A 26,029-nucleotide genomic window follows, 5' to 3' on the forward strand; every position below is an offset into this window, starting at 1 on the left:
CCGGTGCTTGCGTCAAGTGACGGAGGCAGTGGCGACGACGCCACTGCCTCCGTGATACCTCAACGGTCGATGAAGATCCGTCAGACCCCGTTGTTCGTACCGCTGCCCGTGGTCTTGCCCAGCTGCTGCTGGATCTCCGACATCTCCACGATGGGCTCGGCGGCCGGGGCGACCGCGATGCCCTTGGGGGTGCGCCGGCCGCGCCGCTCGATCCAGTTGGCGAGACCGGACAGGGCCAGACACATCGCGATGTAGATCGCGCCGACGACGATGACCACCGCGGTGATCGGGTTCTCGCCGTTGACGATGATGTTGTTGGCCAGGGTGCGGGCCGCGAACAGCAGCTCGCTGTAGGTGATGATGTAGCCGAGCGAGGTGTCCTTCAGGGTCACCACGAGCTGGCTGATCATCGTCGGCAGCATCGCCCGGACGGCCTGCGGGAGCAGCAGCATCGTCATCACCTGGGTCTTGCGCAGACCCAGTGCGTACGCCGCTTCCACCTGACCGCGCGGTACGGCGTTGATGCCGGCCCGGAGGACCTCGGCCTGGACACAGCCGTTGTAGACGGTCAGACCGATGACGAGGGCCCAGAAGGCCGCGTTGTCGCCGACGGTCCCGAGGTTCTCCTTGTAGGTGAGGAAAAGCACCCACAAGGCGTAGATGGTGATCAGCAGCGGGATGGCGCGGAACAGCTCGATGAAGCCGGTGGCGAACCAGCTGACCGCCTTGTGCTCGGAGAGCCGGGCGACCGCGAGGAGCAGGCCGAGCACCAGGGAGAGCACTCCGGCGACGGCGAACACCTTCAGAGTGGTGAGGATGCCGTCGCGGATGTTGGTGCGCACACCCGCGTTGTTGAAGATGTTCCAGACCTCGGGCTTCAGCTGGCCCGTGACGTTCATCCGGTAGAGCGTGAAGGCGATCAGGCCCAGCACCGCGACGGAGCCGACGATCGTGTAGATCCAGTTGCGCACCTGGGCCTTGGGGCCGGGCGCGTCGTACAGGACGCTCGAACCACTCATCGTGCGACCCCCATGCGGCGCTCGAGCAGCCGGAACAGACCGCTGATGGCGAAGGTGATGATCAGGTAGCCGAGAGCCACCCAGACGAAGATCAAGCCGGCCGCGTAGCCCTTGTCGCTCAGCAGCTTCTGCACACCGAAGAGCTCGGCGACGCTGAACGCGCCCGCGATGGCGGAGTTCTTGGTCAGCGCGATGAAGATCGAGCTGAGCGGCGGCAGGACGGTCCGCGTCGCCTGCGGCAGGATGATCAGGCGCAGGGTCTGCGAGAAGGTCATGCCGATCGACCGGGCCGCCTCGGCCTGGCCCAGCGGCACCGTGTTGAAGCCCGACCGCACGGCCTCACAGACGAACGCCGACGTGTAGCAGCCCAGCGCGAGCAGCGCCTTGGCCCACGGGCTGATGCTCAGCCCGAACAGCGGCGGAATGACGAACCAGACGATGAGGAAGAGCAGCGTCAGCGGAGTGTTGCGGAACAGCGTGACCCACGCGGTGCCGAACAGGCGCAGCGGAGGGACGGGGGAGACACGGAACCCGGCGATGAGAACGCCGAGCACCATCGCCAGAACCCCGCTGGCCAGGGTCAGCAGGACGGTGCCTATGAACCCCTCGCGGAACTCCGGGAGATAGTCGAGCAATACGTTCACGGGGATGTCCTCGTGGGCGGCGGCGGACGGGCGACTGGGGCCGCGCCACGGGCACACCGCTGGGGTGTGCCCGGGGCACGGACCTGCTCCTCAGGAACTGAAGAGGGTGATCAGTAGCGCTCGAGGGCCGGCGGCTCGGCGTACGCGGAGTTGGACAGGCCGAGCGTCGCGTCGTACGCCTTCTTGTAGTCGCCGTTCTTCTCGTGCGCCTCGATGGCGTTGTTCACCGCGTCGCGCAGCGCCTTGTCGTCCTTGTTCATGCCGACGCCGTACGGCTCCTCGGTGAAGGGCTTGCCGACGACGTGCAGCTTGGTCGGACGCTGGGCCGCGTAGCCCTTGAGGATGGCGTCGTCGGTGGTGACGGCGTCGACCTCGTTGTTCAGCAGCTGCTGGACGCACTCGGAGTACTTGGACAGCTCGATGGTCTTCGCGCCGTACTTGGGCTTCTTGATCTCCTGCAGCGGGGTCGAGCCCTTGATGGAGCAGACCGTCTTGCCCTTGATCGAGTCGGTGCCGGTGATCTTGTCCTTGTCCGCCGTGCGGACCAGGAGGTCGGCGCCCGCCTTGAAGTACGGACCGGCGAAGCCGACCTGCTTCTTGCGCTCGTCGTTGATCGTGTACGTGCCGACGTAGAGGTCGACCTCGCCCTTGGAGATGGTGGTCTCGCGGACGTTCGAGTCGACCGTCTTGAACTCGATCTGGTCGGGCTTGAAGCCGAGGTCGGCGGCGACCATCTTGGCGATCTCGATGTCGAAGCCGGAGCGCTTGCCGTCGGTGTCCTCGAAGCCGAGGTACGGCTGGTCGTTCTTGGCGCCGATGACGAGCTTGCCGGCCTTCTGGGCCTTCTTCAGGGTGGCCGAGTCGATGGTGACGCTCGAGGCGACCTTGTAGGTGGGCAGCTTCGGCTGGTTCTTGCCGCCGGTGGAACCGGCCGGCTTGTCACCGGCGTTGCCGGACTCGCCGCCACACGCGGTGGCGGTCAGGGCGAGGGCGGCGACCGTGGCGGCGATCGCGGCGGACTTGCGGAGCTTCATGGTGAACATCCTTCGTGTCGGCAGAATCGGCAGTCGGAAATCTCAACACGCGCGCGCGGGACCTCACTTGAGGGCGCGTGTGCGGCGCGTGTCTAGTGGTGCAGGATCTTCGACAGGAAGTCCTTGGCCCGATCACTGCGCGGATTGCTGAAGAACTGGTCGGGGACGGCCTCCTCGACGATGCGGCCGTCCGCCATGAAGACGACGCGGTTCGCTGCCGACCGGGCGAAGCCCATCTCGTGCGTGACCACGACCATGGTCATGCCGTCCCGGGCGAGCTGCTGCATCACTTCGAGGACCTCGTTGATCATCTCCGGGTCGAGCGCGGATGTCGGCTCGTCGAAGAGCATCACCTTGGGGTCCATCGCCAGTGCCCGTGCGATGGCGACGCGCTGCTGCTGGCCGCCGGAGAGCTGCGCGGGGTACTTGTCCGCCTGCGCGCCGACGCCGACCCGGTCGAGGAGCGTGCGGGCCTTCTCCTCGGCCTGGCTCTTGGACACCTTGCGGACCTTGATCTGACCCAGCGTCACGTTCTCCAGCACCGTCTTGTGTGCGAAGAGGTTGAAGGACTGGAAGACCATGCCCACGTCCGCGCGCAGCTTGGCCAGCTCCTTGCCCTCCTGGGGCAGCGGCTTGCCGTCGATCGAGATGGCGCCGGAGTCCACGGTCTCCAGGCGGTTGATCGTGCGGCACAGCGTGGACTTACCAGAACCCGACGGGCCGATGACGACCACGACCTCGCCTCGGGCGATGGTCAGGTCGATGTCCTGGAGCACGTGCAGCGAGCCGAAGTGCTTGTTCACTTGGCTCAGCGCGACCAGCGCGTCGCCCGCGGGGGGAGTGGCGTCCTTGGTCACCGAAACTTCGGTCATCGGGGTCTTGCTCCATCCTCCTCGGTTGGGAGGACAGTAGTAACCCCGTACGACCAGCGTCATTACATCTGAGGGGAAATTGAGCATAACGATCCGGCCGCAACCGGACACTATGCGTGAAGAGGGCGTGGGTCCGCGTACCGGGTGCATAACGGAACACGGACGTAACCAGAACCCCCTTGACGTCGTCCTTACATATCGGCGTGGATGCCTTGAGCGTCGCGCGGTACCAAGTCGCGCGGTCGGACAACCGATGAACCAAAGGGGGCCGGAATGAGACTGCTGCTCGTCGAGGACGACGATCATGTGGCAGCGGCCCTGTCGGCGGTTCTGGCCCGGCACGGCTTCGAGGTGCACCACGCGCGCAACGGCGAGGAGGCCCTGCAGGCGCTCGTCCCGGAGGCCGCGGCCTTCGGGGTCGTCCTCCTCGATCTGGGACTGCCGGACCAGGACGGGTACGAGGTCTGCGGCAAGATCCGCAAGCGGACGTCGACACCGGTGATCATGGTGACCGCGCGCGCGGACGTGCGGTCCCGCATCCACGGGCTCAACCTCGGCGCGGACGACTATGTGGTGAAGCCCTACGACACCGGGGAGCTGCTCGCGCGCATCCACGCCGTCAGCCGGCGCAGTGTGCCGGGGGAGGCCGCCGTGTCCGTCGGCCAGGAGGTGCGGTTCGGCGGCGTCGCCATCGATCTGCCCACGCGGCAGGTGACGGTGGACGGAGCCGCCGTCCAGCTCACCCGCAAGGAGTTCGACCTGCTGGCGCTGCTCGCGCAGCGGCCGGGTGTCGTCTTCCGCCGGGAGCAGATCATCTCCGAGGTGTGGCAGACCAGTTGGGAGGGGACCGGACGGACGCTCGAGGTGCATGTGGCGTCCCTGCGCTCCAAGCTGCGCATGCCCGCCCTCATCGAGACCGTGCGCGGCGTCGGGTACCGGCTCGTCGCCCCGGCCGCGTAGGGATCAGGACTCCGGGTGCGCGCACGGCTGCTTCCGCTGCTCATCGTCCTCATGGCGGGCGTGCTGCTCGCGTTGGGTTTCCCGCTCGCGGTGAGTCTGGCCTCCGCGCAGCAGCAGAAGGTCGTCGTGGACCGCATCGACGACACCGCCCGGTTCGCCTCCCTCGCCCAGTTCGTCACCACGCGCTCCGAGGGCAGCGGCCGCACGGAGACCGACGAGCGGCGGCAGACCCTCCAGAAGGAGCTCACCCGCTACTACGACGTCTACGGGATAAAGGCCGGGGTCTTCTACCGCGAGCTCGACGTGCGGCCCATGGGGCGGGCGCCCCGTGCGTTCCGGGTGCCGCGCGACGGGCAGTTGCGGGCCGCCTTCGACGAGGCGCTGTACTCGCGCGGGAGCCACGACCCGCCGCAGGTGTGGCCGTGGCAGCGGCAGGGGCGCATCGTCGTCGCCTCGCCCGTCATCCGGGACGGCGATGTCGTCGCCGTCGTCGTCACGGACTCGCCCACCGCCGAGATGCGGGCCAAGACGGTACGCGGCTGGGCGGTCATCGCGCTGGGCGAGGCGGCCGCGATGCTGCTCGCCGTGGGGGCCGCGCTTCGCCTGACGGGCTGGGTCCTGCGGCCGGTGCGCGTGCTGGACGCGACCACGCACGACATCGCCACGGGACGGCTCAAGTCGCGGGTCGCGGCCGCCGGCGGTCCGCCGGAACTCAGGCGCCTGGCCCGGTCGTTCAACGAGATGGCGGACAACGTCGAGGACGTGCTGGAGCAGCAGCGCGCCTTCGTCGCCGACGCCTCGCACCAGCTGCGCAATCCGCTCGCCGCGCTGATGCTCCGTATCGAGGTGCTGTCCTACGAACTGCCGGAGGGGAACGAGGAGATCGCGTCCGTGCAGGCCGAGGGCAAGCGTCTGGCCCGGGTCCTCGACGACCTGCTGGACCTGGCGCTCGCCGAGCATGCCGCCGCCGACCTGCAGCTGACCGACATCGGCGAACTCGCGGCCGAGCGCGTCGAGGCGTGGCGGCTGACCGCGCAGGACAAGGGGGTGCGGCTCGTCGCGGACTGCCCGGCCGTGACCGGCTGGGCCGATCCGGTCGCCCTGTCCAGCGCCCTGGACGCCGTGGTCGACAACGCGCTGAAGTTCACGCCGCAGGGCGAGGAGGTCCGTGTCAGCGTCACCGCGAACGGCAGCAGCACGGCCGTCGAGGTCGCCGACGGCGGTCCCGGCCTGCGCGAGGAGGAGCTGTCCCGCATCGGCGACCGCTTCTGGCGCAGCGGCCGGCACCAGAACATCAAGGGCTCGGGCCTCGGCCTGTCGATCTCCCGCGCCCTGCTGACCGCGGGCGGCGGCTCGATCGCGTACGAGCCGCACGAGCCGCACGGCCTGAAGGTGACGCTGAGGGTGCCCCGGACCCGGCCGGGGAGCGGACCGGACGGCGGGTGAGCGCGGGGCCGTGGGCTCCGGCAGTCAGGGCTTCACCGAGCGGTAGTAGCGGCGCGCGCCCTCGTGCAGGGCCAGGGGGTCCGTGTAGACGGCCGTGCGCAGGTCCACGAGCTGCGCCGCGTGCACCTCGCTGCCGATCGAGTCGCGGCTGTCGATGACCGTACGGGTCACGGCCTCGGTCAGTTCCGGGTCCGTGCGGTCCGTCGTGACCAGGAGGTTCGCCACCGCCAGGGTGCTGACGGCCTTGCCCTGCTGGGCGTCCGGGTAGGTGTCGGCGGGCATCACGGCGGCGCGGTAGTAGCGCGCGGACGGGTCGCTCATGGCGCGCAGCCGGTCGAGCAGGCTGCCCATCTCCACCAGGCGGATGGGGAACTCCTCGGACAGCTCCTTCACGTTGTTGGTGGGCAGACCGCCCGACCAGAAGAACGCGTCGATCTTCCCGGACTTCAGGGCGTCGGCCATGCCGCTGATGCCGAGGTCGACCGGCACGATGTCCTTGTCGACGTCCAGGTCCGCCGCCGCCAGCACCTTCTCGGCGATCAGCCGTACCCCGGAGCGCGGTCCGCCGACGGCGACCCTCTTGCCGCGGAGATCGGCCACCTTCTTGATGCTGGAGCCCCGGGGCACGATGAGCTGCATGTAGTCGTCGTAGAGACGGGCGCAGCCGCGCAGCCGGTCCGCGCCGGGCTCCTGGTCCTCCTGGTACTTGGCGACGGCGTCCGCCGCGGCGATGGTGAAGTCGGCCTTGCCCGTGGCGACCCGGGTGACGTTGTCCCAGGAGCCCTCGCTCTCCTTGAGCGTCACGTCGAGCCGGGGCAGATCGCGGGCCAGCGCCTCGTCGAGGAGGTTGCCGTAGCGCACGTACACGCCGTTCTGCGTGCCCGTGCTGAACCTGACCTCGCCGGACGGCGACTTCTGCCCCAGCGGCAGCAGCCACCACAGCAGCAGCCCGAACACCACGAGCGCCGCCGCGGAGCCGGTGAGGGCGCGGCGGCGGGTCAGCGGGAACGTCCGGAAAGGGGCCTGCGGCATGCCGTGATCCTGCCAGGTGGGGCCGGGGCTGACCAGGGCGGCAGCGTCCGCGGCCGGTCACACCCGGTGACCTGCCCGCGCCGCTCGGGCCGCCGGGGTCACCGCAGGCGGCGCCGGCCCACCAGATCCGCCGCCGCCGTGTCCCACCGCTCATGGGCGAAGGAGAACCCGGCGTCGAGGAGCCGGCCCGGCACCACCCGGCGGCTCTTGAGCAGGAGCTCCGTGTCCGAACGCAGCGCGAAGGCGCCCACCCCGGCCATCCAGCGGGTCGCCGGCAGACCGAGCGGGACGCGCCGGGCCCGGCGCAGGACGCGCATGAAGTCGCGCTGGGGGAGCGGATGCGGGGCCGCCAGGTTCACCGGTCCCGTCAGCTCCTCGTGGGCGATCAGGAACTCCACCGCCCGTACGAAGTCCTGGTCGTGGATCCAGGACATGTACTGCCGGCCGCCCGCGACCGGCCCGCCCAGACCGAGCCGCGCGAGCCACGACAGCACGTCGAAGACGCCGCCGCGGTCCGGGCTCATGACCATCGCCGCGCGCAGGGCGACCTTGCGGGTGTCCGGGGTGTCGGCGTCTTGCTGCGCGCGCTCCCAGGCCCGGGCGATGTCGACGCTGTACGCCCAGTAGCCCGGGACGCCTGGCTCGGTGCCGCCGATGACCCCGGACGCCTCGTCGTGCGCGGCGTCGTAGGAGTGGGCGTAGATCGTGGCCGTGCTCATCTGCAGCCACAGCGCGGGCGGCCGGGCCGCGCCGGCGATGGCCTCCCCGACGGCGCGGGCCGAGTCGACCCGGGAGTCCATCATGGCGCGCAGGTTCTCGGTCGTGTAGCGGCAACTGACGCTGCGCCCGGCGAGGTTGACCACGACGTCGCTGCCGTCGATCTCCTTCACCCAGGCGCCCGGCGTGCGGCCGTCCCACTCCACTTCGCCCGCGCGCGTGGGTCGCCTGCTCAGCACGACGACCTCGTGCCCCGCCGCGCTGAGCGCGCGGCGCAGCACACCGCCGACCTGTCCTGTGCCACCCGGCAGTACGACCTTCATGGCGCGCCCCCTCAAGCGACCCGCTGACTGTTCCGCAGCGAGTTGAACATGTTCAAAATAGCGTGCGGGGGACGCAGGGTGCGAACGGGGGCGGGGTCAGTCCCTGCCCATCCGGTCCTCGGCCGACAGGTGCTCCACCGTCCGGCCGGTCTCCGTGAACGTACGGGTCACATGGCCGGAGCTGTACACCCACAGAATGCGCAGCGGGGTGTCACCCACGTTGCGGAAGAGATGGGGAATCGGCGACGGGACGTACGTGGTGTCGTGCCGCTCCAGCTTCGTGACCTCGCCGTCGACCACCACCTCGGCCGCGCCGTCGAGGATCGTGACGTGCTCGTCGCAGTTGTGCGAGTGCAGCGGGGCGCCCGAGCCGACCGGGTAGACGCTGATCCCGCTGGTGATCCGGTTCTCACCGCCGGCCGACGCGGTGGTGATCAGCGGAGTGGTCGCGACGGCGCCGCCGCGGTCGAGGAGGGGGACGGCTGCGGCCTTGATGATCGTCGTCATCCGGCGGTCCTTTCACAGGTGCGGAGGAGCCCGGGCGAGGGGCCGTGTCGACCGAGGTTAGAAGCCGTTCCCGGCTCGCGGATGCCGTCCGGCGTGCAGTTTTACCTTGCATTCCCGGAGGGGTGGTGGGGCCCTTTCCCGGGGGTACGGTCGGCCACCGTCGCACGGCGGACCACGACCGTGCACCGGATGTGAAGGCGGTTCCACGCCCATGAGGCTCCCCGTACTCGACGAAGAGGACATGACCCCGCGCCAGCGGGAACTGGCCGCGCGGATCGCCGGCAAGCGGGGTGCCGTGCGCGGTCCGTTCCGCGTCTGGCTGCACAGCCCCGAGATGGCCGAACGGGCCGATGCGCTGGGCGCGTTCGCCCGGTTCGACTGCTCCCTGCCCAAGCGGCTGCGGGAACTCGCGCTGCTGATGGCGGGCCGCAACTGGGACGCCCAGTACTCCTGGAACGCCCACGTCCACCAAGCCCTCGACGCGGGTGTCAGCGAGGCCAACATCAAGGCCATCGCCGACAAGCGCTACGCCGACGTCGCCTTCGACGACCCGGCCGACCAGGCCTTCTTCCGGTTCGCCCACGAGGTCCTCGACGAACACTTCGTCTCGGACGAGACCTTCGCCGCCGCCCTGGAACACTTCGGGCCGCAGGGTCTGGTCGACACCATCGGCGCGCTCGGCAACTTCACCATGCTCGGCATGTGCCTCAACACCTTCCAGGTGGATCTGCAGGCCGACAAGGAGCCGCCGTTCCCCGACATCCGCGGGTACGGCCGGGTGAACCCCGCATGAGCGGGCCTGTCGTCCGGGTCCGCGGCGTCACCAAGAGCTTCGGCGGCGCGGCCGCCCTGCGCGACGTCGACCTCGACCTGCACCCGGGCGAGGTGCACGCCCTGATGGGCATGAACGGCGCGGGCAAGTCCACGCTCGTCCAGGTCCTCTCGGGCGTCCACCAGGCCGACCGGGGCACCGTCGAGGTCGACGGTCAGGCCCAGCCGGGCCTGACCGTGCGGCGCGCCCGCCGGCTCGGCATCGCCTCCGTGCCCCAGCGCCGCGAACTGGCCGCCGGGCTCACCGTCGCCGAGAACATCATGCTCGGCGACCTGCCGCGCCGACACGGCGTCGTCACCTGGAGCGCCGTCGACTCCGGCGCCCGGAAGGCTCTCTCGGGTCTCGGCATCGACATCGACGTACGCAGACCCGCCGGTGAGCTGACCGTCGCCGAACAGACCATGGTCGAGGTCGCGCGGGAGGTGCGGCGCGGCGGACGGGTCCTCGTCCTGGACGAGCCGACCGCCTGCCTCAGCGCCGAAGCGGCGGAGCAGATACGGGGGTTGGTGCGCCGGCTGCGCGACGACGGGGTCGCCGTCGTCTACATCTCGCACTACATCGGCGAGGTCATGGGCATCGCCGACCGGATCACCGTGCTGCGCGACGGCGGTGTCGTGCGCAGCGCGCCGGCCGGTGAGTTCGACGCGGCCTCGCTGGTGCGCGGGATGGTCGGGCGGGACGTCGTGTCGGCACGGCCCGCACGGCCCGCGCCGCGGGACGAGCCGGGGATCTCCGTACGGGGGCTGAGCCGCGGGCGCGCCATCCGCGACTTCTCCGTGGACGTCCGCAGGGGCGAGGTCGTCGCGGTGCTCGGACCCGCAGGGGACGCCCAGTCCAGCCTGTTCGATCTGCTCTCCGGGCGGGCGAGGCCGGACGCCGGGCAGCTGAGCGTCGGCGGCGCCGCGGTGCCGTTCGGCAAGGTGGCCGCCTCCCTCGCGGGCGGGCTGCGCTGCGTCACCGGCGACCGGCGCACGCTCGGGCTCGTCCCCGGACTGTCCGTGGACGAGAACCTGATGCTCGCCCAGGACCGCCTGGAGCGCCGCGGCTGGCACCGCGGGCGGGATCTCGCCCGGCGGGCCGCGCCGCTGCGCCGGCGCTACGGAGTCGTCGCCCTCGCCGGCAACCCGACCGTCGCCACTCTGTCCGGCGGCAACCAGCAGAAGGTGCTCCTCGCCAAATGGCTGCAGACCGAGCCGGTCGCCTGCTTCCTGGAGGACCCCACCAACGGGGTGGACATCGCGGCGATGGCGGAGATCCACACCCTGGTCGACGAAATGGCCGGGCGGGGCGTCGCCGTGCTGCTCGCGTCCTCGTCGGCCGAGGAGGTCATGCGGCTCGCGGACCGGGTCGTCGTGGTCAGCGCCGGGCGGGTCGTTGCTCAGCGGGATGTCGCCGAGGTCGGTCAGGACGGGCTGGTGGCGCTGGCCGTGGGGGGTGGGGGCGCGTGAGGCCGGCGGGTGCGCGTGTGTGGGGGCTCAGGTCCTTGGGGTCGCCCCCTGGGCTGTGCCCCGGCCCCCAGCTTTCCGTTCGTCGTGGTTGCTCGCGCTCCGCGGCGGAGCCGCCAGTCGATGCTGCCCCGCGCCCCCTACGGGGCGCCCGCTGTTCGGAGGATCGTCACAGTGAGTGTCAAGGTTCCTTTCGTCGCCCGTGAGCGGGCGGACGTGGTGCCGGCCGTCCGTATCCCGCACGCGGGGCTCCTCGCCGTGCTCGTCGTCGTCATCGTGTTCACCGCGCTGCGCGCCGACTCGTTCACCACCTCGCAGAACCTGCTCAACGTCCTGCGGCAGATCAGCGTCAACGCCGTCATCGCCGGCGGCCTGACCCTGCTGATGACCGCGGGCGGCATGGACTTCTCCATGGGGTCCAACGCCGCCGTCACCACCGCCGTCGCGGCCCAGATGCTCTCCGGCGGACGGTCCACCGCGGTGACCGTGGTCGTCGCGCTGCTGCTCGCCGCGTGCGTCGGGCTGGTCAACGGGCTCGTCGTCACCTTCACCAACGTCGCCCCGTTCGTCGCCACGCTCGCCACCGCGATGCTGCTCGACGGTGTGGCACTGCTCGTGCTCAACGGCATGAGCGTCACCATCGGCGACAAGATGCAGGCCCTCGGCAACTCCACGGTGGCCGGGGTGCCCTGGCTGCTCGTCGTCGCCGTGCTCGTCCTGGCCGCCATCGGGCTCGTCATGCGGTTCACGACCTTCGGGCGCGACGCGTTCGCGATGGGCGGCAACGAGCACGTCGCGCGGCTCAGCGGCATCAACGTCCCCGCCCGCAAGCTGGCGCTCTACGCGCTGGCCGGCGCCCTCGCCGGGCTCGCCGGACTGATGCTGCTCTCCCGGCTCGGCGCCAGCGCGCCCAACACCGCCGGTCTGCAGACCCAGTTGACGGCCGTCGCGGCCGTGGTCATCGGCGGTACGTCGCTCGCGGGCGGCCGCGGCACCATCGCCGGCACCGCGCTCGGTGTGGTCCTGCTCGGCGTCGTCGCCAACGCCCTCAATCTGCTCCAGGTCAACAGCAACTACCAACTCGTCGTCACCGGAGCCGTGTTGCTCGTCGCCGCGGTCATCAACGGCTTCCAGAGGAAAGGCAGTACGCCATGACGTCCACCGTCCCCCGCTCCCGCAGAGCCCTCGCGGCCTCGCTCGCCGGCGTCACCGCGCTGGTGCTCGCGGGCTGCGCGCAAGACGCCGACACCAGTGCCGACAGCGGGGGCTCGAAGAAGGGCTCCGTCTCGCTCGGCTTCGTCAACGGCGCCAACACGCACTTCCACACCTGTCTGCAGAAGGCCGTCGAACAGACCGCGAAGAAGGAGGACGCCAAGGTCTACACGGCCAACTCCAAGCAGGACGCCGGGACCGAACTGTCCAACATCGAGGACATGATCTCCCGGAACGTGGACGCGCTGATCGTGCAGACGGTCAACGTCGACGCACTCGACGGGGACATCGCCAAGGCCAAGGCGGCCGGCATCCCGATCTATCTGACGTCCGTCTCGACCGACAAGATCTCCGACATCCTCGGCGCGGCCGTCGTCGACCTCACCAAGGTCGGGCAGATGGACGCCGACTGGATCGCCGAGGACGCGGGGTCGAAGAACGTCGAGGTCGGGGTCGTCGCCGGGGCGCCGGGAGCCGCCTCCGACCTGCTGGTCGGCGGCTTCACCAAACGGCTGCCGGCCACCGCGAAGGTCGTCGCCAACCAGCCCGGCATGTTCAACCCGGCCAAGGCCCAGGACGTCGCCGAGAACATGATCCAGGCCCACCCGGACCTCGACTACGCCTTCGTCGCCAACGAGGAGATGGCCTTCGCCGTCCGCAAGGCGTTCGACGCGGCCGGCGCCAAGGACGTCAAGATCGTCTCGGTGAACGGCTCCGAGGACGGGATCGCCGCGGTCAAGGACGGCCGGCTCCAGGCGACCGTCTCCAACTCGGCCCTGACCATCGGGCAGACCGCCGTCCGGCAAAGCGTCGACCTTCTTGCTGACAAGAAGGTTGACAAAGTAAGTAAGGTCCCCCTTACTTTGATCACCCGGGACACCGTGGACGAGGCGCCTCGGTACTGCCCCGAGTAGAGCGCCCCTTTATGAGAAGCGCCGGAATTCCAGCACTGCCTGAAATCGAGGACTCATGGATCGCCTGCTGCTCATGCACAGCTTCGTGACCGTCGCGCAGAACGGGAGCTTCAACGGGGCCGCGAAGAAGCTCGGCTCCTCCGGCTCCCTGGTGTCGCGGCACGTCGCCGAGCTGGAGCGGCAGGTCGGCGTCCGGCTCGTCAACCGCACGGCCCGCTCGGTCAGTCTCACCGAACAGGGCCTGCGCTACGCCGAGTTCTGCTCACGGATACTCGAAGAAATAGCGACGGAGGACGTTTCCATCGCCCAGCTCCACGACCGGGCCGAAGGGGCGCTGAGCATCATCTGCCCCAAATGGATCGGCAGTCTGGATCTGGGCGATGCGATCGCCGCGTTCTCCGCGGCCCACCCGAAGATTCACATACGTTTCGAACTCGGCGGCATGTCCGACCGGACGTACGACTTTCTGGACAGCGGATTCGACGTCGCGTTCCACACCAGGGATCTCCGCGATTCCGGGGTGCGTCTCAAGAAAATCGCCTCGCTGCCCTTCGTGCTCTGTGCCGCACCGGAATACCTGGAACGGCACGGACAGCTCACCGAGCCGAACGCGATCGCCGCGCACGACTGCCTGGTCCACGTGAACGATCCCGTCTGGCGCATCGGCCACGGGCATTCCTCGACGCTGCACAAGATCCGCAATGTGGCCTTCTCGTCGAACTCGTACATCGCGCTGCAGAAAGCCGCCGTGCACGGCCGCGGCATCGGACTGCTGCCGCAGCGGCCCGCCTACGACGACCTGCTCTCCGGCGCTCTGGAAGTGCTGCTTCCCCAGCTCGGCGTGCCCGACCGGCCGCTGTACGCGATCTACGGCCCCGGACAGTCCACACCGAAGAAGATCGCGGTGTTCCTGGAGTTCCTCACCCGCTGGTTCTCCCGGAATCCCATTCCGCGCATCCCCGTCGGCGACTGACCGACCGCATCCGCAAACAAGGGTTGCACACCTTGAACGGCAGGGCCGTTGAGGCGGCCGACGGGCAAATCTACGATCGCCGGAGAAAGCACGGGGGAGATCTGGAGTGAGGAATCGATGGGGATTCAGCGCATAGAGTCGGTCACCTACTCGGTCACCCGCTCGGACGTCGAAAGCGGCGGGATTCTCGAAGAGGCTGTGCGGTTCTTCGAGGATTTCGGGCTGTTCCTGGTGGAACGGACCGACGAGCACGCCGTGCTGGAGACGCTCGCCGGACAGACCGTCCACCTGGACGGCGCCCCCGGCCCGCTGCTCCCGCCGCCCGTCGAGGACGGCCCGACCCTGCGCGAGATCGTCTGGGGGGTGGACACCGCCGACGCACTCGACCGTCTGGTCCGGGAGGCCGGCAAGGACCGCCCGGTCCGGGAGAGCGCCGACGGCGTCCACCACACCGTCGACGAGACCGGTTTCGGAGTCGGCCTCACCTTGGCCAGGCCCCGCCCCCTCACCGTCACCCCCCGCCCGGCGAACGTGTCGGGCAGCGTGGGCCGCTGGAACACTCCGCTGGCACCGGTCGGGCAGGTCAGGCCGCTGCGGATGTGCCACGTCGCCCTCAACATCCCCCAGGCCGGACGTCAGGAGGCCGTCGCCTTCTACACCGACCGCCTGGGCTTCCGCCCCACCGACGTCGTCGAGCCCATGGGCGTCTTCCTCCAGGCCCCCGGCGACGACGACCAGCACACCTTCCTGCTCTGCCACCGCCCCGACAAGGCCGGGATCAACCACATCGCGTACGAGGTCCCGGGCGTCGACGACGTCATCGAGGGCGGCAACAACATGATCGAGAAGGGTTGGCGCGAGGCCCGCAAGCTGGGCCGGCACACCATCGGCTCCAACATCTTCCGCTTTCTGCACGCGCCGTGCGGCGGCCGCGTCGAGTACGCCTGCGACATGGACCGCGCCGACGCCTCGTACGAGACCCGCGTCCACGAGACGGCTCCGCCGCACACGATCTGGTCCCTGCGCAGCAATCGCCCCTAGGGGCGCGAGGACTGCGCGACCAGCCACGGGGCTCCGCCCCGGACCCCGCTCCCCGATCGCCGGAGGGGCTTGATCGGAAAGGGCCCGCTTTCATGACCAGCTATCCCCGCGTACGCCTCTACATAGGCGGCGAGTGGCGCGAATCCGGCACCGAAGAAACCGCCCCCGTCGTCAACCCCGCCACCGAAGAGACCATCGGCACCGTCCCCCTCGCGACGCCCGCCGACCTCGACGACGCCCTCGAAGCGGCGCGCCGGGGCTTCGAGACCTGGCGCGCCACCCCGGTGGCGACCCGCACCGAGATCCTCCACCGCGCCGCCGACCTGATCACCGAACGCGCCCCGGAGATCGGCCGCGTCATGACCCTGGAGGGCGGCAAGCCCCTCAAGGAGGCGATCGGGGAAGCCCGCCGGACCGCCGACACCCTGCGCTGGCACATCGAGGACGCCCGCCGCGCCTACGGCCGCACCATCCCCTCCGCCCCCGGCACGATCCTGTCCGTGCGCCGCGAACCGATCGGCCCCGTCGCCGCGTTCGTGCCCTGGAACTTCCCCGTCGGCGGCCCCAACCGGAAGATCTCCTCCGCCCTCGCCGCCGGCTGCTCCATGGTCATCAAGGCCTCCGAGGAGACCCCGGCGACGGCCGCCGCGCTCGTCGCCTGCTACGCCGACGCGGGGCTCCCCGCCGGAGTCCTCAACCTCGTCTTCGGCGAACCCGCCGACGTGTCCGCCCGGCTGATCGCCTCCCCGGTGACCCGGCTCGTCGCGTTCACCGGATCCGTCCCCGTCGGCAAGCTGCTCGCGGCCGCGGCGGGCCAGGTCATGAAGCCGGCCCTGATGGAGCTCGGCGGCCACGCGCCGGTGATCGTCTGCGCGGACGCCGATCCCGTGGAGGCCGCCCGGCGCGCCGCCCGCGCCAAGTTCTTCAACGCCGGGCAGGTCTGCACCTCGCCCAGCCGCTTCCTCGTGCACTCCTCGCTCCACGACGACTTCGCCGCCGCCTTCGTGAAGGCGACCGAGGAGATCGTGGTCGGCGACGGACTCGACCCGGCGACCACCATGGGCCCGCTCGCCAACGAACGCCGCCTGGCCGCCGCCGAACGCCTCACCGCCGACGCCGTGCGGCGCGGCGCGACCGTGCGCACCGGCGGCCTGCGCCCCGACCGTGCCGGATACTTCTTCGCGCCGACCGTGCTGACGGACGTACCGCGGGACGCGCAGATCATGAGCGAGGAGCCGTTCGCGCCGCTCGCCCCGATCGTGCCGTTCGACGACCTGGACGACGCGCTGACCGTCGCCAACTCCCTGCCGTTCGGCCTCGCCGCCTACGGCTTCACGGAGTCCGCGGCCACCGCCGAGAGGCTCTCCGCCGAACTGGAGGCCGGCATCCTGTCGATCAACCACTGCGGCGGATCCGTCCACGAAGCACCGTCCGGCGGGGTCAAGGAGAGCGGGTACGGACGCGAGGGCGGTCCCGAGGCCCTGGACTCCTACCTCGTCACCAAGCGCGTCGCGCACCGGCTGAGCTGACCGCCCGTGAAATACGCCCGCGTCGACGTCGGCGGCCGCGCCCACTGGGCCCGCGCCGCCGGCCCCGACACCCTCGAACTGCTCTCGGCCTCCCCGCTGGAGAGCCCGGCCCCCTCGGTCACGGGTGAGCTGCCCGTGACCGGGGCCCGCTGGCTGCCCCCGGTGGTCCCGCCCGTCTTCTACGCCGTCGGCTTCAACTACCCGCGGCACATCGCCGAGCACGGCGCCACGACACCGGCCCGCCCGGAGATCGGCTACCGCGCCAACAACGCCCTGACCGGGCACGGTTCGCCGATCGTCAGGCCGTCCGACGTCACCGGCCGGTTCGAGGCCGAGCCCGAACTCGTCGCCGTCATCGGCCGGCGGATGCGGCACGCCACGTACGACGAGGCGCGCGCGGGCGTCTTCGGCTGGACCATCGGCAACGACGTCAGCGCCCGCACCTGGCAGCACGAGGACCGCACCTTCTGGCGGGCCAAGAACAGCGACACCTTCAAGCCGATGGGCCCCTGGATCGAGACGGCCGTCGACGCGCTCGCGCAGACCACGACGCTCTCGGTCAACGGCGAGGTACGCGCCCGGTTCCCCACCGGCGACATGGTGTTCGACCCGTACGACTACATCGTCGCCATGAGCCGCCGCCTCACCCTGCACCCCGGCGACGTGCTGTGGATGGGCGCGGAGTCCACCTGCGCCCTGGAACCGGGAGACACCGTCGCCGTCGGGATCAGCGGCATCGGGGTGCTCTCCAACCCCGTACTAGAGGAAGCACCACAGGAAGGTCCTGCCTGATGAGCAAGGAACCCCGCTACATCCACCACGTCAACTTCCCCACCACCGACCCCGACCGCACCGCCGCCTGGTACGCGAAGGTCTTCGGGATGAAGCGCATCATGCCCAGGTCGAACACGCGCGTGGTGCTGATGACGCGCGGGAACTTCGACCTGCACTTCACCCCCGTCGAGGAGATGGAGCGCATGGCGCCCTACCACTTCGCCGTCGAGGTCGACGACTGGGACGAGTTCCTCGACCACCTCAAGGAGCTGGGAATCCGGCACACCCGGCCGATCCAGCGCCCCGAGAACCAGTCGAAGTTCTGCTACATCCACGATCCCGACCACACCATGATCGAACTCGTGTACCACGCCAAGCGCCCCAACTGACCCACGCCGTCGACATCGTTCAGGAGTTCGTGTCTCATGCCCTACGTCGATTCCGACGGTGCGTCCATCTACTACGAGCGGCACGGCGAAGGTCCGGCGATCGTGTTCGTGCACGGTTCTGGCGGCCACCACGCCATCTGGTGGCAGCAGGTCGCCGCGCTGCGCGAGGAGTTCACCGTCGTCACGCTCGACCTGCGCGGCTTCGGCCGCACGGAACTGGCCGAGCCGCAGACCGAGTTCGACGGCCAGGCCTTCTACGGGGACGTCGTCGCCGTCCTCGACCAGGAGGACCTCACCGACGCGATGCTGGTCGGCCAGTCCATCGGCTCCGTCGCCGCCCTGCGCGCCGGACTCACCCGCCCCGACCGCGTCACCTCGGTCGTCCTCGGCCACTCGCTGGGCGGCATCGACCACCCCGAGCTGCGCGAACTCGCCGCCGCCGACCGCGCGGAGGCCGTCAAGCTCCCCGTCATCGACCGCCTGCTGACCCGGCGGTTCCGCACCGAACGGGCCGATCTCACCTTTCTGTTCAAGCAGCTCGGCACGTTCAACGTCGCCACCATGCAGGACCTGCGCAACCTCGACGCCAACGGCCCGACCCTCGAAGAGATCGCCGCGTCCGGCGTCCGGGTCGCCTTCCTCGCGGGTGAGAAGGACGCCGTGCTCAGCGTGAAGACCGTCACCCGCGCCCACGACCTGCTCCCCGGCTCCCACCTGGAAATCGTCGACGGCGCCCCGCACTCCATGTACTGGGAGACCCCGGAGACGTACAACGCCGCCGTCGCCCGCCTGCGCCGCACCCTCACCCCCGCGAAGGACTCCGTATGACCGCCGCCCTCACCCTCGACGCCGCGGAAGAGATCATCACCGCCGCGCACCGGCGCGCCCAGGACATCGGTAAGGCGGTCAGCGTCGCCGTCGTCGACGCGGGCGGCTTCGTCATCGCCGTCCGCCGCCCCGACGGTGCCCGCCCGCTCACCCCCGACATCGCCCGCGCCAAGGCCTACACCGCGGCCGTCATGCAGCGCCCCGGCAAGATGCTCAAGAAATGGCAGGAGAGCCAGCCCGTCTTCTTCTCCCAGCTCTCCCAGCTGCCCGGCGCCGCCCTGCCGATCATGGCCGCCGACGGCAGCATGACCATCAAGAGGGACGGCGAGATCATCGGCGGCCTCGGCATCGCCGGCGGCACCGCCGACGAGGACCAGGTCATCGCCGAGGAAGTACTCAAGGCCCTGGGCTACGAACTGGAGTTCGCCGCCTGGGGTGTCGCGGGCGCACCGGCCGAAGGGCGGTCCTGAACCATGGCGGACACGTTCAACTACCGCATCGACCACCACGGAAGCCTGGTCCGCCCGGCGGGCCTGGACCGCACGGACGCCGACTCGCTGGCCGCCGCGCTCACCGGCGCCGTCGCCTACCAGCGCAAGCTGCGCTCCACGGTCGTCACCGACGGCGGCTACCCCTACGAGGACTTCCGCGGCGCCGTCCTGGAGCACGTCGCCGGGGTGCGCCGCACGGACCGGACCGGCCCCGACGGGCTCGCCGTCTGGGCCGCGGACACCCTGCCGAAGGCGGCGGGCCCGCTCGCCGTCGAGCACGCGAAGCACCTGGCCGCCCAGACCGTCATCGCCCCGAAGGTGACGCTGCCCGCCCCGTCGTACCTCGCCGCGACCCTCGAAAGCCCCCTGGACGCAACCGAACTGGGGGAGGCCTTCGCCGAGATCGTCCGGGCCGAGATCGCCCGCCTGGTCGACGCGGGGGTCCGCCTGGTCCAGCTCGACAACCCGCTGCTGCTCGCGGCGACGGCCACCGACGCCGCCCCGGCGGGCCCGCTCCCGTACGCCGAAGCGCTCGCCGTCGACGCGGCGGCCGTCCGCCTGGACACCCGGCCCGAGGGCGTCCGCATCGGCTACTTCCCGGGCGCGACGGCCCCGGCGACGGTCGACCGGGCGGCGGCCGAGCGGCTGTTCACGCAGATCCCGGCCGACCGCTGGATCCTGCCGCTGCGCAGCGCGTCCACGGCGGAACTCGATCTCGTCCGCGCCCTGCCCGAGGACCGGGACGTCTGCTTCGGCGTGGTCGACGCGGCCGTCGCGGACCTGGAGGACATCGACACGGTCCTCGACCGCCTGGACGCGGCGGGCGAACTGAAGGACCTGGAGGACGCGGCGATCTCCCCGACCCGGGGCTTCGCCGACGCGGCCTCCCACCCCCTCCTGACCGAGCCGGAACAGCACGGCAAACTGGTCCTGGTGGAGACCCTGGCCAGATATGTATGGGGCAACGAGTTCTGAAACGGGCAGCGCCCCTGAAGAGCGACAGCTCTTTCAGGGGCGCGGGGAACTGCGCGAGCAACCACGACGTAAGCCGCAGAAGCTAAAGCACCTCGGCGAACGTCACCTCCCGCTCCCGGAGCAACGGCCGCACCACCCCCACGATCAACTCCGCAAAATGCGCGGCAGCGCAATGCGCGTCGAATCCGGCCCGGTCCTCGTACACCTCGTACAACACGAACCCACCCGGCACATCGGCCTCGGCATGCACCTCGTAGGCGATATTGGCCGGCTCCTCACGCGTGAACTCCCGCATCTTCAGCAACGCGTCCCGCACGGTCTCCGCATCGTCGGCGGCACAGCGGTAGTGGGCGAAAACGGCGTACGTCACGGCAGGGCTCCTCACCACAAAAGACCAGTTCAACAGTGCTCCGATTGCAGCACAGAACCCCACGCGGGCCACCCGCGCGCCGCGCAACCAATGACTGCCTCCCCGGATCTGCCCGCGACGCCGCGCGTGGTGTGTCGTACATCCGGTTCCCGATGCCCCAGACGCCGCAGATCCCGTAGCTGCCGGAGAGAGAAGTGATCCAGATGCGTTCCGTGGAGACCCTGGTCGGCGGGGAGTGGACGGCCGGCGACGAGTGGATCGAGGTCCAGAACCCGGCCGACCTGCGCACCCCCGCCTTCCGCGTCCCGGCGCTCACCCCCGCCGACGTCACCCGCGCCTACGACCACGCCCAGCGCGCCTTCCCCGCGTGGAAGCGCACGAGTCCGCTGGCCCGCGCCACGGTCCTGACCGCCGCCGCCGCGCTGTTGCGCGAGCGCGCCGACGGAATCGCCGAGGACATCGCCACGGAGAACGGCAAGACGCGCGCGGAGGCCCGCGGCGAGACGCTGAAGGCCGCCGACTTCCTGGAGTACTACGGGCTGCTCGTCGGCCGGGGCGGCTACGGCACGCTCCTGAACGACATCCGCCCCGACACCCGCACCAGCGCACAGGCCGAGCCGCTCGGCGTGGTCCTGGCGGTCACCCCGTGGAACGACCCGCTGATCACCCCGGCCCGCAAGCTGGCCCCCGCGCTCGCCGCGGGCAACACCGCCGTCCTCAAGCCCGCCACCGAGACCCCGGTGTCCGGGCTCCACCTGGCGCGGGCGCTGCACGACGCGGGCCTGCCGGCCGGGGTCCTGAACGTCGTCACCGGCCGCACCGCACGGATCTCCGGCGCGCTCCTCGACGACCCGCGCATCGCCGCCGTCACCTTCACCGGTTCCAACGCCGTCGGTGATCGGCTGCGTACGGCGTTCGCGACCCGCAACATCCGCTTCCAGGGCGAACTCGGCGGCAAGAACGCCTCCGTCGTCCTCGCCGACGCCGATCTGGACAAGGCCGCGCGGACGGTCGTCGCCGCCGCCTTCGGACAGGCCGGGCAGCGGTGCACCGCCACCAGCCGCGTCGTCGTCGAGCGGCCGGTGCACGACGCGTTCGTCCGCCTGCTGCTGACCGAGGTCGCGGCACTCCGGCCGGGGGCACCGCTCGCGGAGGGGACGGGCATGGGCCCCCTCTCCGGTCCGCGCCAGCGCGACAGCGTCGCCGAGCACATCGGGCGCGCCGTCGAGCAGGGCGCGAAGGTCCTGGCCGGCGGCGACGCGCCGGCCGACGGCGCCCTCGTGCACGGCTGCTACCTCAACCCGACCGTTCTCGGCGACGTCACCGACGCCGTCGACATCTGGCGCGAGGAGGTCTTCGGTCCGGTGCTCGCGGTCCGCGCCGTCGACTCCCTCGACGAGGCGATCGCCGCCGTCAACGACTCCGGCTTCGGCCTCGCCGCCGCCGTCTTCACCCGCGACCTGCACGCCGCCCACCGCTTCGCCGGCGAGGCCGAGTGCGGCCAGATCGCCGTCAACCTCACCACCCCCGGCTGGGACGTCCACCACCCCTTCGGCGGCTTCCACGACTCCGGCTCCCCGTTCAAGGAGCAGGGCACCGAGGCGCTGCACTTCTACACCCGGGTGAAGACGGTCGCGATCCACTACGGCGCGTAGTTAGGTGTTGCGCAAGCGCGTCATACGCACAACTTCCAGAAAGGAGGCGGATGTTGGCAGACGAGACGATAGGCATCGTGGGAGCCGGCATCGTGGGCCTCGCGACCGCCCGCGAGATCACCCTGCGCCGCCCCGGCACCCGCGTCGTCGTGTTCGACAAGGAACAGGACGTCGCCCACCACCAGACGGGCCACAACTCCGGTGTCGTGCACGCCGGCATCTACTACACGCCCGGCAGCCTCAAGGCGGACCTGACCGTCCGGGGCGTCGGCCTGCTCCGCGAGTACTGCCAGGAGCACGAGCTCCCGTACCGGGAGATCGGCAAGCTGGTCATGGCCGTGCGCGAGGACGAGCTCGACCGGATGAACGCCCTCTACGAGCGGGCCAGGAACAACCACGTACCGGAGCTGCGGAAGGTCTCCCGCGAGGAGATCGCCGAACTCGAACCGCAGGCCGGCGGCATCGCGGCCCTGCACTCCCCGCGCACCGCGATCACCGACTACCCGGGGATCGCCCGCGCGTTCGCCCGGGACATCGAGTCGTCCGGGGGAGAGGTCAGGCTCGGCTTCCACGTCACCGGCATCACCGAGGTCACCGGCGGCATCGAGGTGGCGTCCGCGACCGAGCGGGTGAGCGTCGACCGGCTCGTGCTGTGCGCCGGGCTCCACTCCGACTCCGTGGCCCGGCTCGCGCGGGGCGGGCCCGAACCCCGGATCGTCCCGTTCCGCGGCGAGTACATGCTGCTCAGACCGGAGCGGGCGGACCTGGTGCGCGGGCTGATCTACCCGGTGCCCGACCCCCGGTACCCGTTCCTCGGCGTGCACTTCACCCCGCGCGTCGACGGCTCGGTCGAGGTCGGCCCGAACGCCGTCCTCGCCCTCGCCCGCGAGGGATACACCCGCACCCGGGTCTCCCCGAAGGACCTCGTGGGGCTGGCCGCCTACCCCGGCGTCTGGCGCATGGCCGCCCGGCACTGGCGCACCGGCATCAAGGAGTACAAGGGCTCCTTCTCCACGGCCGCCTTCATGAAGGACGCGAAGCTGTACGTCCCCGGGGTCGGCGTCGACGACGTCGTCCGCGGCGGCGCCGGCGTGCGCGCCCAGGCGCTGGACCGCGACGGCACCCTCGTCGACGACTTCCGTCTGCACCGGTCCGGCCGGATCACGGCCGTGCGCAACGCCCCGTCGCCCGCCGCGACGGCCTGCCTGGCGATCGCCGAGCACATCGTGGACGCCGCCCTCGACGCGTCCTGAGCGGGTGCGGTTCGGGACCTCGTCCCCGAGTCCCGAACCGCACCGATCGGCCCCGAACACCCCTGTGCCCTGCGCCTTTTCGCGCAAGAACTGCTTGCGCGCCCAGCTCTGCGCAAGGCGCCGCGACGCACCTAACGTCGGTCTCACCGCACACCCCCTCCAGTCGTCCAGAGAAAGAAGCACCGGCATGTTCGTCGTCGACACCCAGATCCACATCTGGAAGGAAGAGACCCCGGACCGCCCCTGGGTCCCCGGCGCCCGCGAGCGGATCCGCCTCAACGGCCACCGCGAGGACCCCTTCAGCTACGAGGAGGCCCTGGAGCTGATGGACGAGGCCGGCGTCAACCGGGCGCTGATCCTCCCGCCGTCCTGGGAGGGCGACCGCATCGACTACGCCCTCGAAGCGTGCGAGGCGCACCCGGACCGGTTCGGCATCATGGCGCGCATCCCGCAGAACAAGCCCGAAGAGGGCAGGGCCATGCTCAAGGACTTCGCCCAGAACCCGCATGTCAAGGGCACCCGCCTCACCTTCCACCGCCCCATCGACCGCAACTGGATGATCGACGGCACCAACGACTGGTACTGGCCCCTCGCCGAGGAGCTGAACGTCCCGACGATGGTGCACGCGCCCATCTGGAAGCGTGAGCTGGGCGAGATAGCCGGCCGCCACCCCGGCCTGAAGATCATCATCGACCACATGGGCATCATGGCCCGCTGCGTCGACGACGCCATCGGCTACTGGGTCCAGGAGACCGCCGACCTGCACGAACACCCCAACATCTACGTCAAGCTCTCGGCGCTGCCCGGCTACTCCACCCAGCCCTTCCCGAACAACAACATCGAGAAGTACGTGCGCGAGATGGTCGACAAGATGGGCCCGCGACGCTGCTTCTACGGCACCGACATCACGCGCCTGACCGGCCACGGCATCACCTACACCGACACCATCGAACAGTTCACCAAGCACTGGGACTTCACCCCCGACGAGCTCGAATGGATCATGGGCCGGGGCATCGCCGAGGTCCTGAACTGGCCGATCGAGGGCTGAGGACGCACCCATGACGTACGCGCACGAGGCGCGCGGCGTCGACGGCGGAGACGCACTCGTCTCCGCCTTCAACGCCGTCGGTGCCGACTACCTGTTCTGCTCCTCCGGCTCCGAATGGGCCCCGGTGTGGGAGTCCCTGGCCCGCCGCCACCGCGACGGCGAGCCCGCGCCGGTCTACCTGGACCTCACCCACGAGACCGTCGCGGCCGGCATGGCGACCGGCTACGGGCTGCTCGAGCGCCGCCCCCAGGGCGTCCTGCTGCACGCCGCCCCCGGCCTGCTCCAGGGCTCCATGGCCGTGCACGGCGCGCTCCTCGCCGGGGTCCCGATGGTCGTCGCGTCCTCGGAGTCCACGACGTACGGCGACGCTCCGGGACCCGACCCCGGCGGCCAGTGGTACCGCAACCTGTCGATCGTGGGCGGCCCGCACGGCATCGCCCAGCCGTTCACCAAGTGGGCCACCGAGGCCGCGAGCGTGCACACCCTGCCCACCATGGTCACGCGCGCCGCCGAACTCGCCCGGCGCGCCCCGGCGGGACCGGCCTACCTCAACATCCCGCTGGAGATCCTGCTGGAGGACTGGGACGGACGCGAGGCCAAGCCGCTCGTCGCACCCGGCACCACGCACAGCTCGCCCGACCAGGCCGACGCCGTCGCCGCACTGCTGCGCACGGCCCGGAACCCGGTGATCGTCACCGAGACCGCGGGCCGCGAGGAGGGCGGCTTCGAGGCCCTGGTGGCCTTCGCCGAGGCCTGGCAGATCCCGGTCGTCGAACCCGACTCGGCGGTCTGCGCCAACTTCCCGCGCACCCACCCGCTGCACGCGGGCGGCGACATCGGCCCGTGGATGGCCGAGGCGGACCTGATCCTCCTGGTCAACTGCCGCGCCCCGTTCTACCCGCCCTCGCGCCGCCCCGAGAAGGCCACGGTCGTCGTGATCGACGAGGTGCCGCAGCGCCCGCACGTCGTCTACCAGGTGCTGTACGCCGACCACTACCTGGAGGGGAACGTCACCCACTCCCTGCGCCAGCTGGCCAGGCGGGCGAAGGACCTCGACCCGGCGGCGGTGGCCGCCCGGCGCGCCGCGCAGGAGGAGCGGCACGCCGCCGAACAGGTCGCCATAGGGCGGGCCGAAACGGACGCGGCCCAGCGGACGGCCGGCGTCGACCCGGTCCTCGTCGCCGCCTCCCTGCGCACCCTCCTCGCGGACCGGGACGGCATCGTCGTCGACGAGACCATCACCCACAGCCGCGTCGTCAAGCGCCACCTGAAGACCTCCGTCCCCGACTCGTACTTCTACGTACAGGGCGGCCTCGGCCAGGGCATGGCCGTCGCGCTCGGCGTCAAACTCGCCGCGCGCGAGCGGCCCGTGGTGCTGACCGTCGGCGACGGCGCCTTCACCTACAACCCGGTCATCCCGTCGTACGACGCCTCCAGGACGTACGAACTGCCGCTCCTCGTCGTGGTGTTCAACAACCGTGTCTACAAGTCGATGAACCTCAACCACCGCCGCTTCTATCCCGAAGGCGCCGCCGCCGACACCGGTGAATGGCTCGGCACCGATCTGCACCGGCTGCCGCGGCTGGCCGCCTTCGCCGAACCGTTCGGCATGCACACCGAGACCGTCGACGCGCCCGACGCCCTCGTCCCCGCCCTGGAGCGGGCCCTGAAGGCCGTCGCCGCCGGCACCACCGCCGTCGTCGACGTCCTCGTCTCCCGCTGAGCCGCCCCGGACTCGTAAGGATC

The 26,029-nt window shown here is 70.6% G+C and carries 26 protein-coding genes; 18 read left to right on the top strand and 8 right to left on the bottom strand.

All coding sequences use genetic code 11. The annotated features are described in order from the left end of the window. Positions 1 to 80 precede the first annotated feature (80 nt). From ABZ930_RS26980 to ABZ930_RS26995, 4 genes are all read right to left on the bottom strand, one after another. Complete coding sequence (locus ABZ930_RS26980; protein ID WP_361552789.1) at positions 81 to 1,019, bottom strand: amino acid ABC transporter permease; 939 nt, start codon at positions 1,017 to 1,019, stop codon at positions 81 to 83. Beyond that, a complete protein-coding gene (locus ABZ930_RS26985; RefSeq protein ID WP_361552792.1) occupies positions 1,016 to 1,663 on the bottom strand; it encodes an amino acid ABC transporter permease in 648 nt (215 codons plus the stop codon). The genes ABZ930_RS26980 and ABZ930_RS26985 overlap by 4 nt, the downstream gene beginning before the upstream one ends. Before the next feature lie 110 nt (positions 1,664 to 1,773). Then, entirely contained in the window at positions 1,774 to 2,697 is a 924-nt protein-coding gene (locus ABZ930_RS26990; protein ID WP_361552795.1) for a glutamate ABC transporter substrate-binding protein, read from the bottom strand. A gap of 92 nt (positions 2,698 to 2,789) precedes the next feature. After that, positions 2,790 to 3,569, bottom strand: a complete 780-nt coding sequence (locus ABZ930_RS26995; protein WP_361552797.1) for an amino acid ABC transporter ATP-binding protein — start codon at positions 3,567 to 3,569, stop codon at positions 2,790 to 2,792. A gap of 273 nt (positions 3,570 to 3,842) precedes the next feature. Between ABZ930_RS26995 and ABZ930_RS27000 the strand changes: the two genes are divergently transcribed. Beyond that, positions 3,843 to 4,529, top strand: coding sequence for a response regulator transcription factor (locus tag ABZ930_RS27000; protein ID WP_361552800.1), 687 nt, complete (start codon positions 3,843 to 3,845; stop codon positions 4,527 to 4,529). 15 nt (positions 4,530 to 4,544) lie between these two features. Beyond that, the gene (locus tag ABZ930_RS27005) at positions 4,545 to 5,975 is read left to right on the top strand and encodes a HAMP domain-containing sensor histidine kinase (RefSeq protein ID WP_361552803.1); all 1,431 of its coding nucleotides are present in this window, start codon (positions 4,545 to 4,547) and stop codon (positions 5,973 to 5,975) included. Positions 5,976 to 5,999: 24 nt separating this feature from the next. Here ABZ930_RS27005 and ABZ930_RS27010 read toward each other — a convergent pair whose 3' ends face one another. The 3 genes from ABZ930_RS27010 to ABZ930_RS27020 form a co-directional block, all read right to left on the bottom strand. Then, positions 6,000 to 7,007: a TAXI family TRAP transporter solute-binding subunit gene (locus ABZ930_RS27010; protein ID WP_361552805.1), complete on the bottom strand. Its 1,008-nt coding sequence runs from the start codon at positions 7,005 to 7,007 to the stop codon at positions 6,000 to 6,002. A 98-nt stretch (positions 7,008 to 7,105) separates the two neighbouring features. Next, positions 7,106 to 8,047, bottom strand: coding sequence for a TIGR01777 family oxidoreductase (locus tag ABZ930_RS27015; RefSeq protein ID WP_361552808.1), 942 nt, complete (start codon positions 8,045 to 8,047; stop codon positions 7,106 to 7,108). Positions 8,048 to 8,143: 96 nt separating this feature from the next. Next, the gene (locus tag ABZ930_RS27020) at positions 8,144 to 8,554 is read right to left on the bottom strand and encodes a cupin domain-containing protein (RefSeq protein ID WP_361552811.1); all 411 of its coding nucleotides are present in this window, start codon (positions 8,552 to 8,554) and stop codon (positions 8,144 to 8,146) included. Between the two features lie 211 nt (positions 8,555 to 8,765). Here ABZ930_RS27020 and ABZ930_RS27025 point away from each other — a divergent pair, with 211 nt between their 5' ends. The 12 genes from ABZ930_RS27025 to ABZ930_RS27080 all read left to right on the top strand — a co-directional run bounded on the left by ABZ930_RS27025 (position 8,766) and on the right by ABZ930_RS27080 (position 19,957). Beyond that, a complete protein-coding gene (locus ABZ930_RS27025; RefSeq protein WP_361552813.1) occupies positions 8,766 to 9,347 on the top strand; it encodes a carboxymuconolactone decarboxylase family protein in 582 nt (193 codons plus the stop codon). After that, positions 9,344 to 10,834: a sugar ABC transporter ATP-binding protein gene (locus ABZ930_RS27030; protein ID WP_361552816.1), complete on the top strand. Its 1,491-nt coding sequence runs from the start codon at positions 9,344 to 9,346 to the stop codon at positions 10,832 to 10,834. The genes ABZ930_RS27025 and ABZ930_RS27030 overlap by 4 nt, the downstream gene beginning before the upstream one ends. 171 nt (positions 10,835 to 11,005) lie before the next feature. Beyond that, positions 11,006 to 11,986 carry an ABC transporter permease gene (locus ABZ930_RS27035; protein WP_361552819.1) on the top strand — a complete coding sequence of 327 codons (981 nt, stop codon included), beginning with the start codon at positions 11,006 to 11,008 and terminating at the stop codon, positions 11,984 to 11,986. Beyond that, complete coding sequence (locus ABZ930_RS27040) at positions 11,983 to 12,957, top strand: sugar ABC transporter substrate-binding protein (RefSeq protein ID WP_361552822.1); 975 nt, start codon at positions 11,983 to 11,985, stop codon at positions 12,955 to 12,957. Before ABZ930_RS27035 ends, ABZ930_RS27040 begins: the two co-directional genes overlap by 4 nt. 55 nt (positions 12,958 to 13,012) lie before the next feature. Then, entirely contained in the window at positions 13,013 to 13,930 is a 918-nt protein-coding gene (locus tag ABZ930_RS27045; RefSeq protein WP_361552825.1) for a LysR family transcriptional regulator, read from the top strand. Between the two features lie 117 nt (positions 13,931 to 14,047). Continuing rightward, a complete protein-coding gene (locus ABZ930_RS27050) occupies positions 14,048 to 14,971 on the top strand; it encodes a VOC family protein (RefSeq protein WP_361552828.1) in 924 nt (307 codons plus the stop codon). Positions 14,972 to 15,063: 92 nt separating this feature from the next. Next, a complete protein-coding gene (locus tag ABZ930_RS27055) occupies positions 15,064 to 16,500 on the top strand; it encodes an NAD-dependent succinate-semialdehyde dehydrogenase (protein WP_361552831.1) in 1,437 nt (478 codons plus the stop codon). Positions 16,501 to 16,506: 6 nt separating this feature from the next. Continuing rightward, the gene (locus ABZ930_RS27060; protein ID WP_361552834.1) at positions 16,507 to 17,292 is read left to right on the top strand and encodes a fumarylacetoacetate hydrolase family protein; all 786 of its coding nucleotides are present in this window, start codon (positions 16,507 to 16,509) and stop codon (positions 17,290 to 17,292) included. Next, entirely contained in the window at positions 17,292 to 17,663 is a 372-nt protein-coding gene (locus tag ABZ930_RS27065) for a VOC family protein (RefSeq protein WP_361552837.1), read from the top strand. Before ABZ930_RS27060 ends, ABZ930_RS27065 begins: the two co-directional genes overlap by 1 nt. Before the next feature lie 36 nt (positions 17,664 to 17,699). Next, positions 17,700 to 18,491 (top strand): alpha/beta hydrolase, encoded by a 792-nt coding sequence (locus ABZ930_RS27070; RefSeq protein WP_361552840.1) that lies wholly within the window; start codon positions 17,700 to 17,702, stop codon positions 18,489 to 18,491. Then, complete coding sequence (locus ABZ930_RS27075) at positions 18,488 to 18,961, top strand: heme-binding protein (RefSeq protein ID WP_361552843.1); 474 nt, start codon at positions 18,488 to 18,490, stop codon at positions 18,959 to 18,961. Before ABZ930_RS27070 ends, ABZ930_RS27075 begins: the two co-directional genes overlap by 4 nt. 3 nt (positions 18,962 to 18,964) lie before the next feature. Then, the gene (locus tag ABZ930_RS27080; RefSeq protein WP_361552846.1) at positions 18,965 to 19,957 is read left to right on the top strand and encodes a methionine synthase II (cobalamin-independent)-like protein; all 993 of its coding nucleotides are present in this window, start codon (positions 18,965 to 18,967) and stop codon (positions 19,955 to 19,957) included. An 82-nt stretch (positions 19,958 to 20,039) separates the two neighbouring features. Here ABZ930_RS27080 and ABZ930_RS27085 read toward each other — a convergent pair whose 3' ends face one another. Beyond that, entirely contained in the window at positions 20,040 to 20,327 is a 288-nt protein-coding gene (locus tag ABZ930_RS27085) for a putative quinol monooxygenase (protein WP_361552849.1), read from the bottom strand. 203 nt (positions 20,328 to 20,530) lie between these two features. Here ABZ930_RS27085 and ABZ930_RS27090 point away from each other — a divergent pair, with 203 nt between their 5' ends. The 4 genes from ABZ930_RS27090 to ABZ930_RS27105 all read left to right on the top strand — a co-directional run bounded on the left by ABZ930_RS27090 (position 20,531) and on the right by ABZ930_RS27105 (position 26,006). Continuing rightward, complete coding sequence (locus ABZ930_RS27090; protein WP_361552852.1) at positions 20,531 to 21,982, top strand: aldehyde dehydrogenase family protein; 1,452 nt, start codon at positions 20,531 to 20,533, stop codon at positions 21,980 to 21,982. Positions 21,983 to 22,035: 53 nt separating this feature from the next. Further along, entirely contained in the window at positions 22,036 to 23,235 is a 1,200-nt protein-coding gene (gene lhgO / locus ABZ930_RS27095; protein ID WP_361552855.1) for an L-2-hydroxyglutarate oxidase, read from the top strand. Between the two features lie 187 nt (positions 23,236 to 23,422). Further along, positions 23,423 to 24,283, top strand: coding sequence for an amidohydrolase family protein (locus tag ABZ930_RS27100; protein ID WP_361552858.1), 861 nt, complete (start codon positions 23,423 to 23,425; stop codon positions 24,281 to 24,283). Positions 24,284 to 24,293: 10 nt separating this feature from the next. Beyond that, on the top strand, positions 24,294 to 26,006 hold the full coding sequence (locus tag ABZ930_RS27105) for a thiamine pyrophosphate-dependent enzyme (protein WP_361552861.1): 1,713 nt from the start codon (positions 24,294 to 24,296) through the stop codon (positions 26,004 to 26,006). Positions 26,007 to 26,029: the final 23 nt, after the last annotated feature.

This window comes from Streptomyces sp. NPDC046716 (assembly GCF_040645755.1).
Lineage (GTDB): Bacteria > Actinomycetota > Actinomycetes > Streptomycetales > Streptomycetaceae > Streptomyces.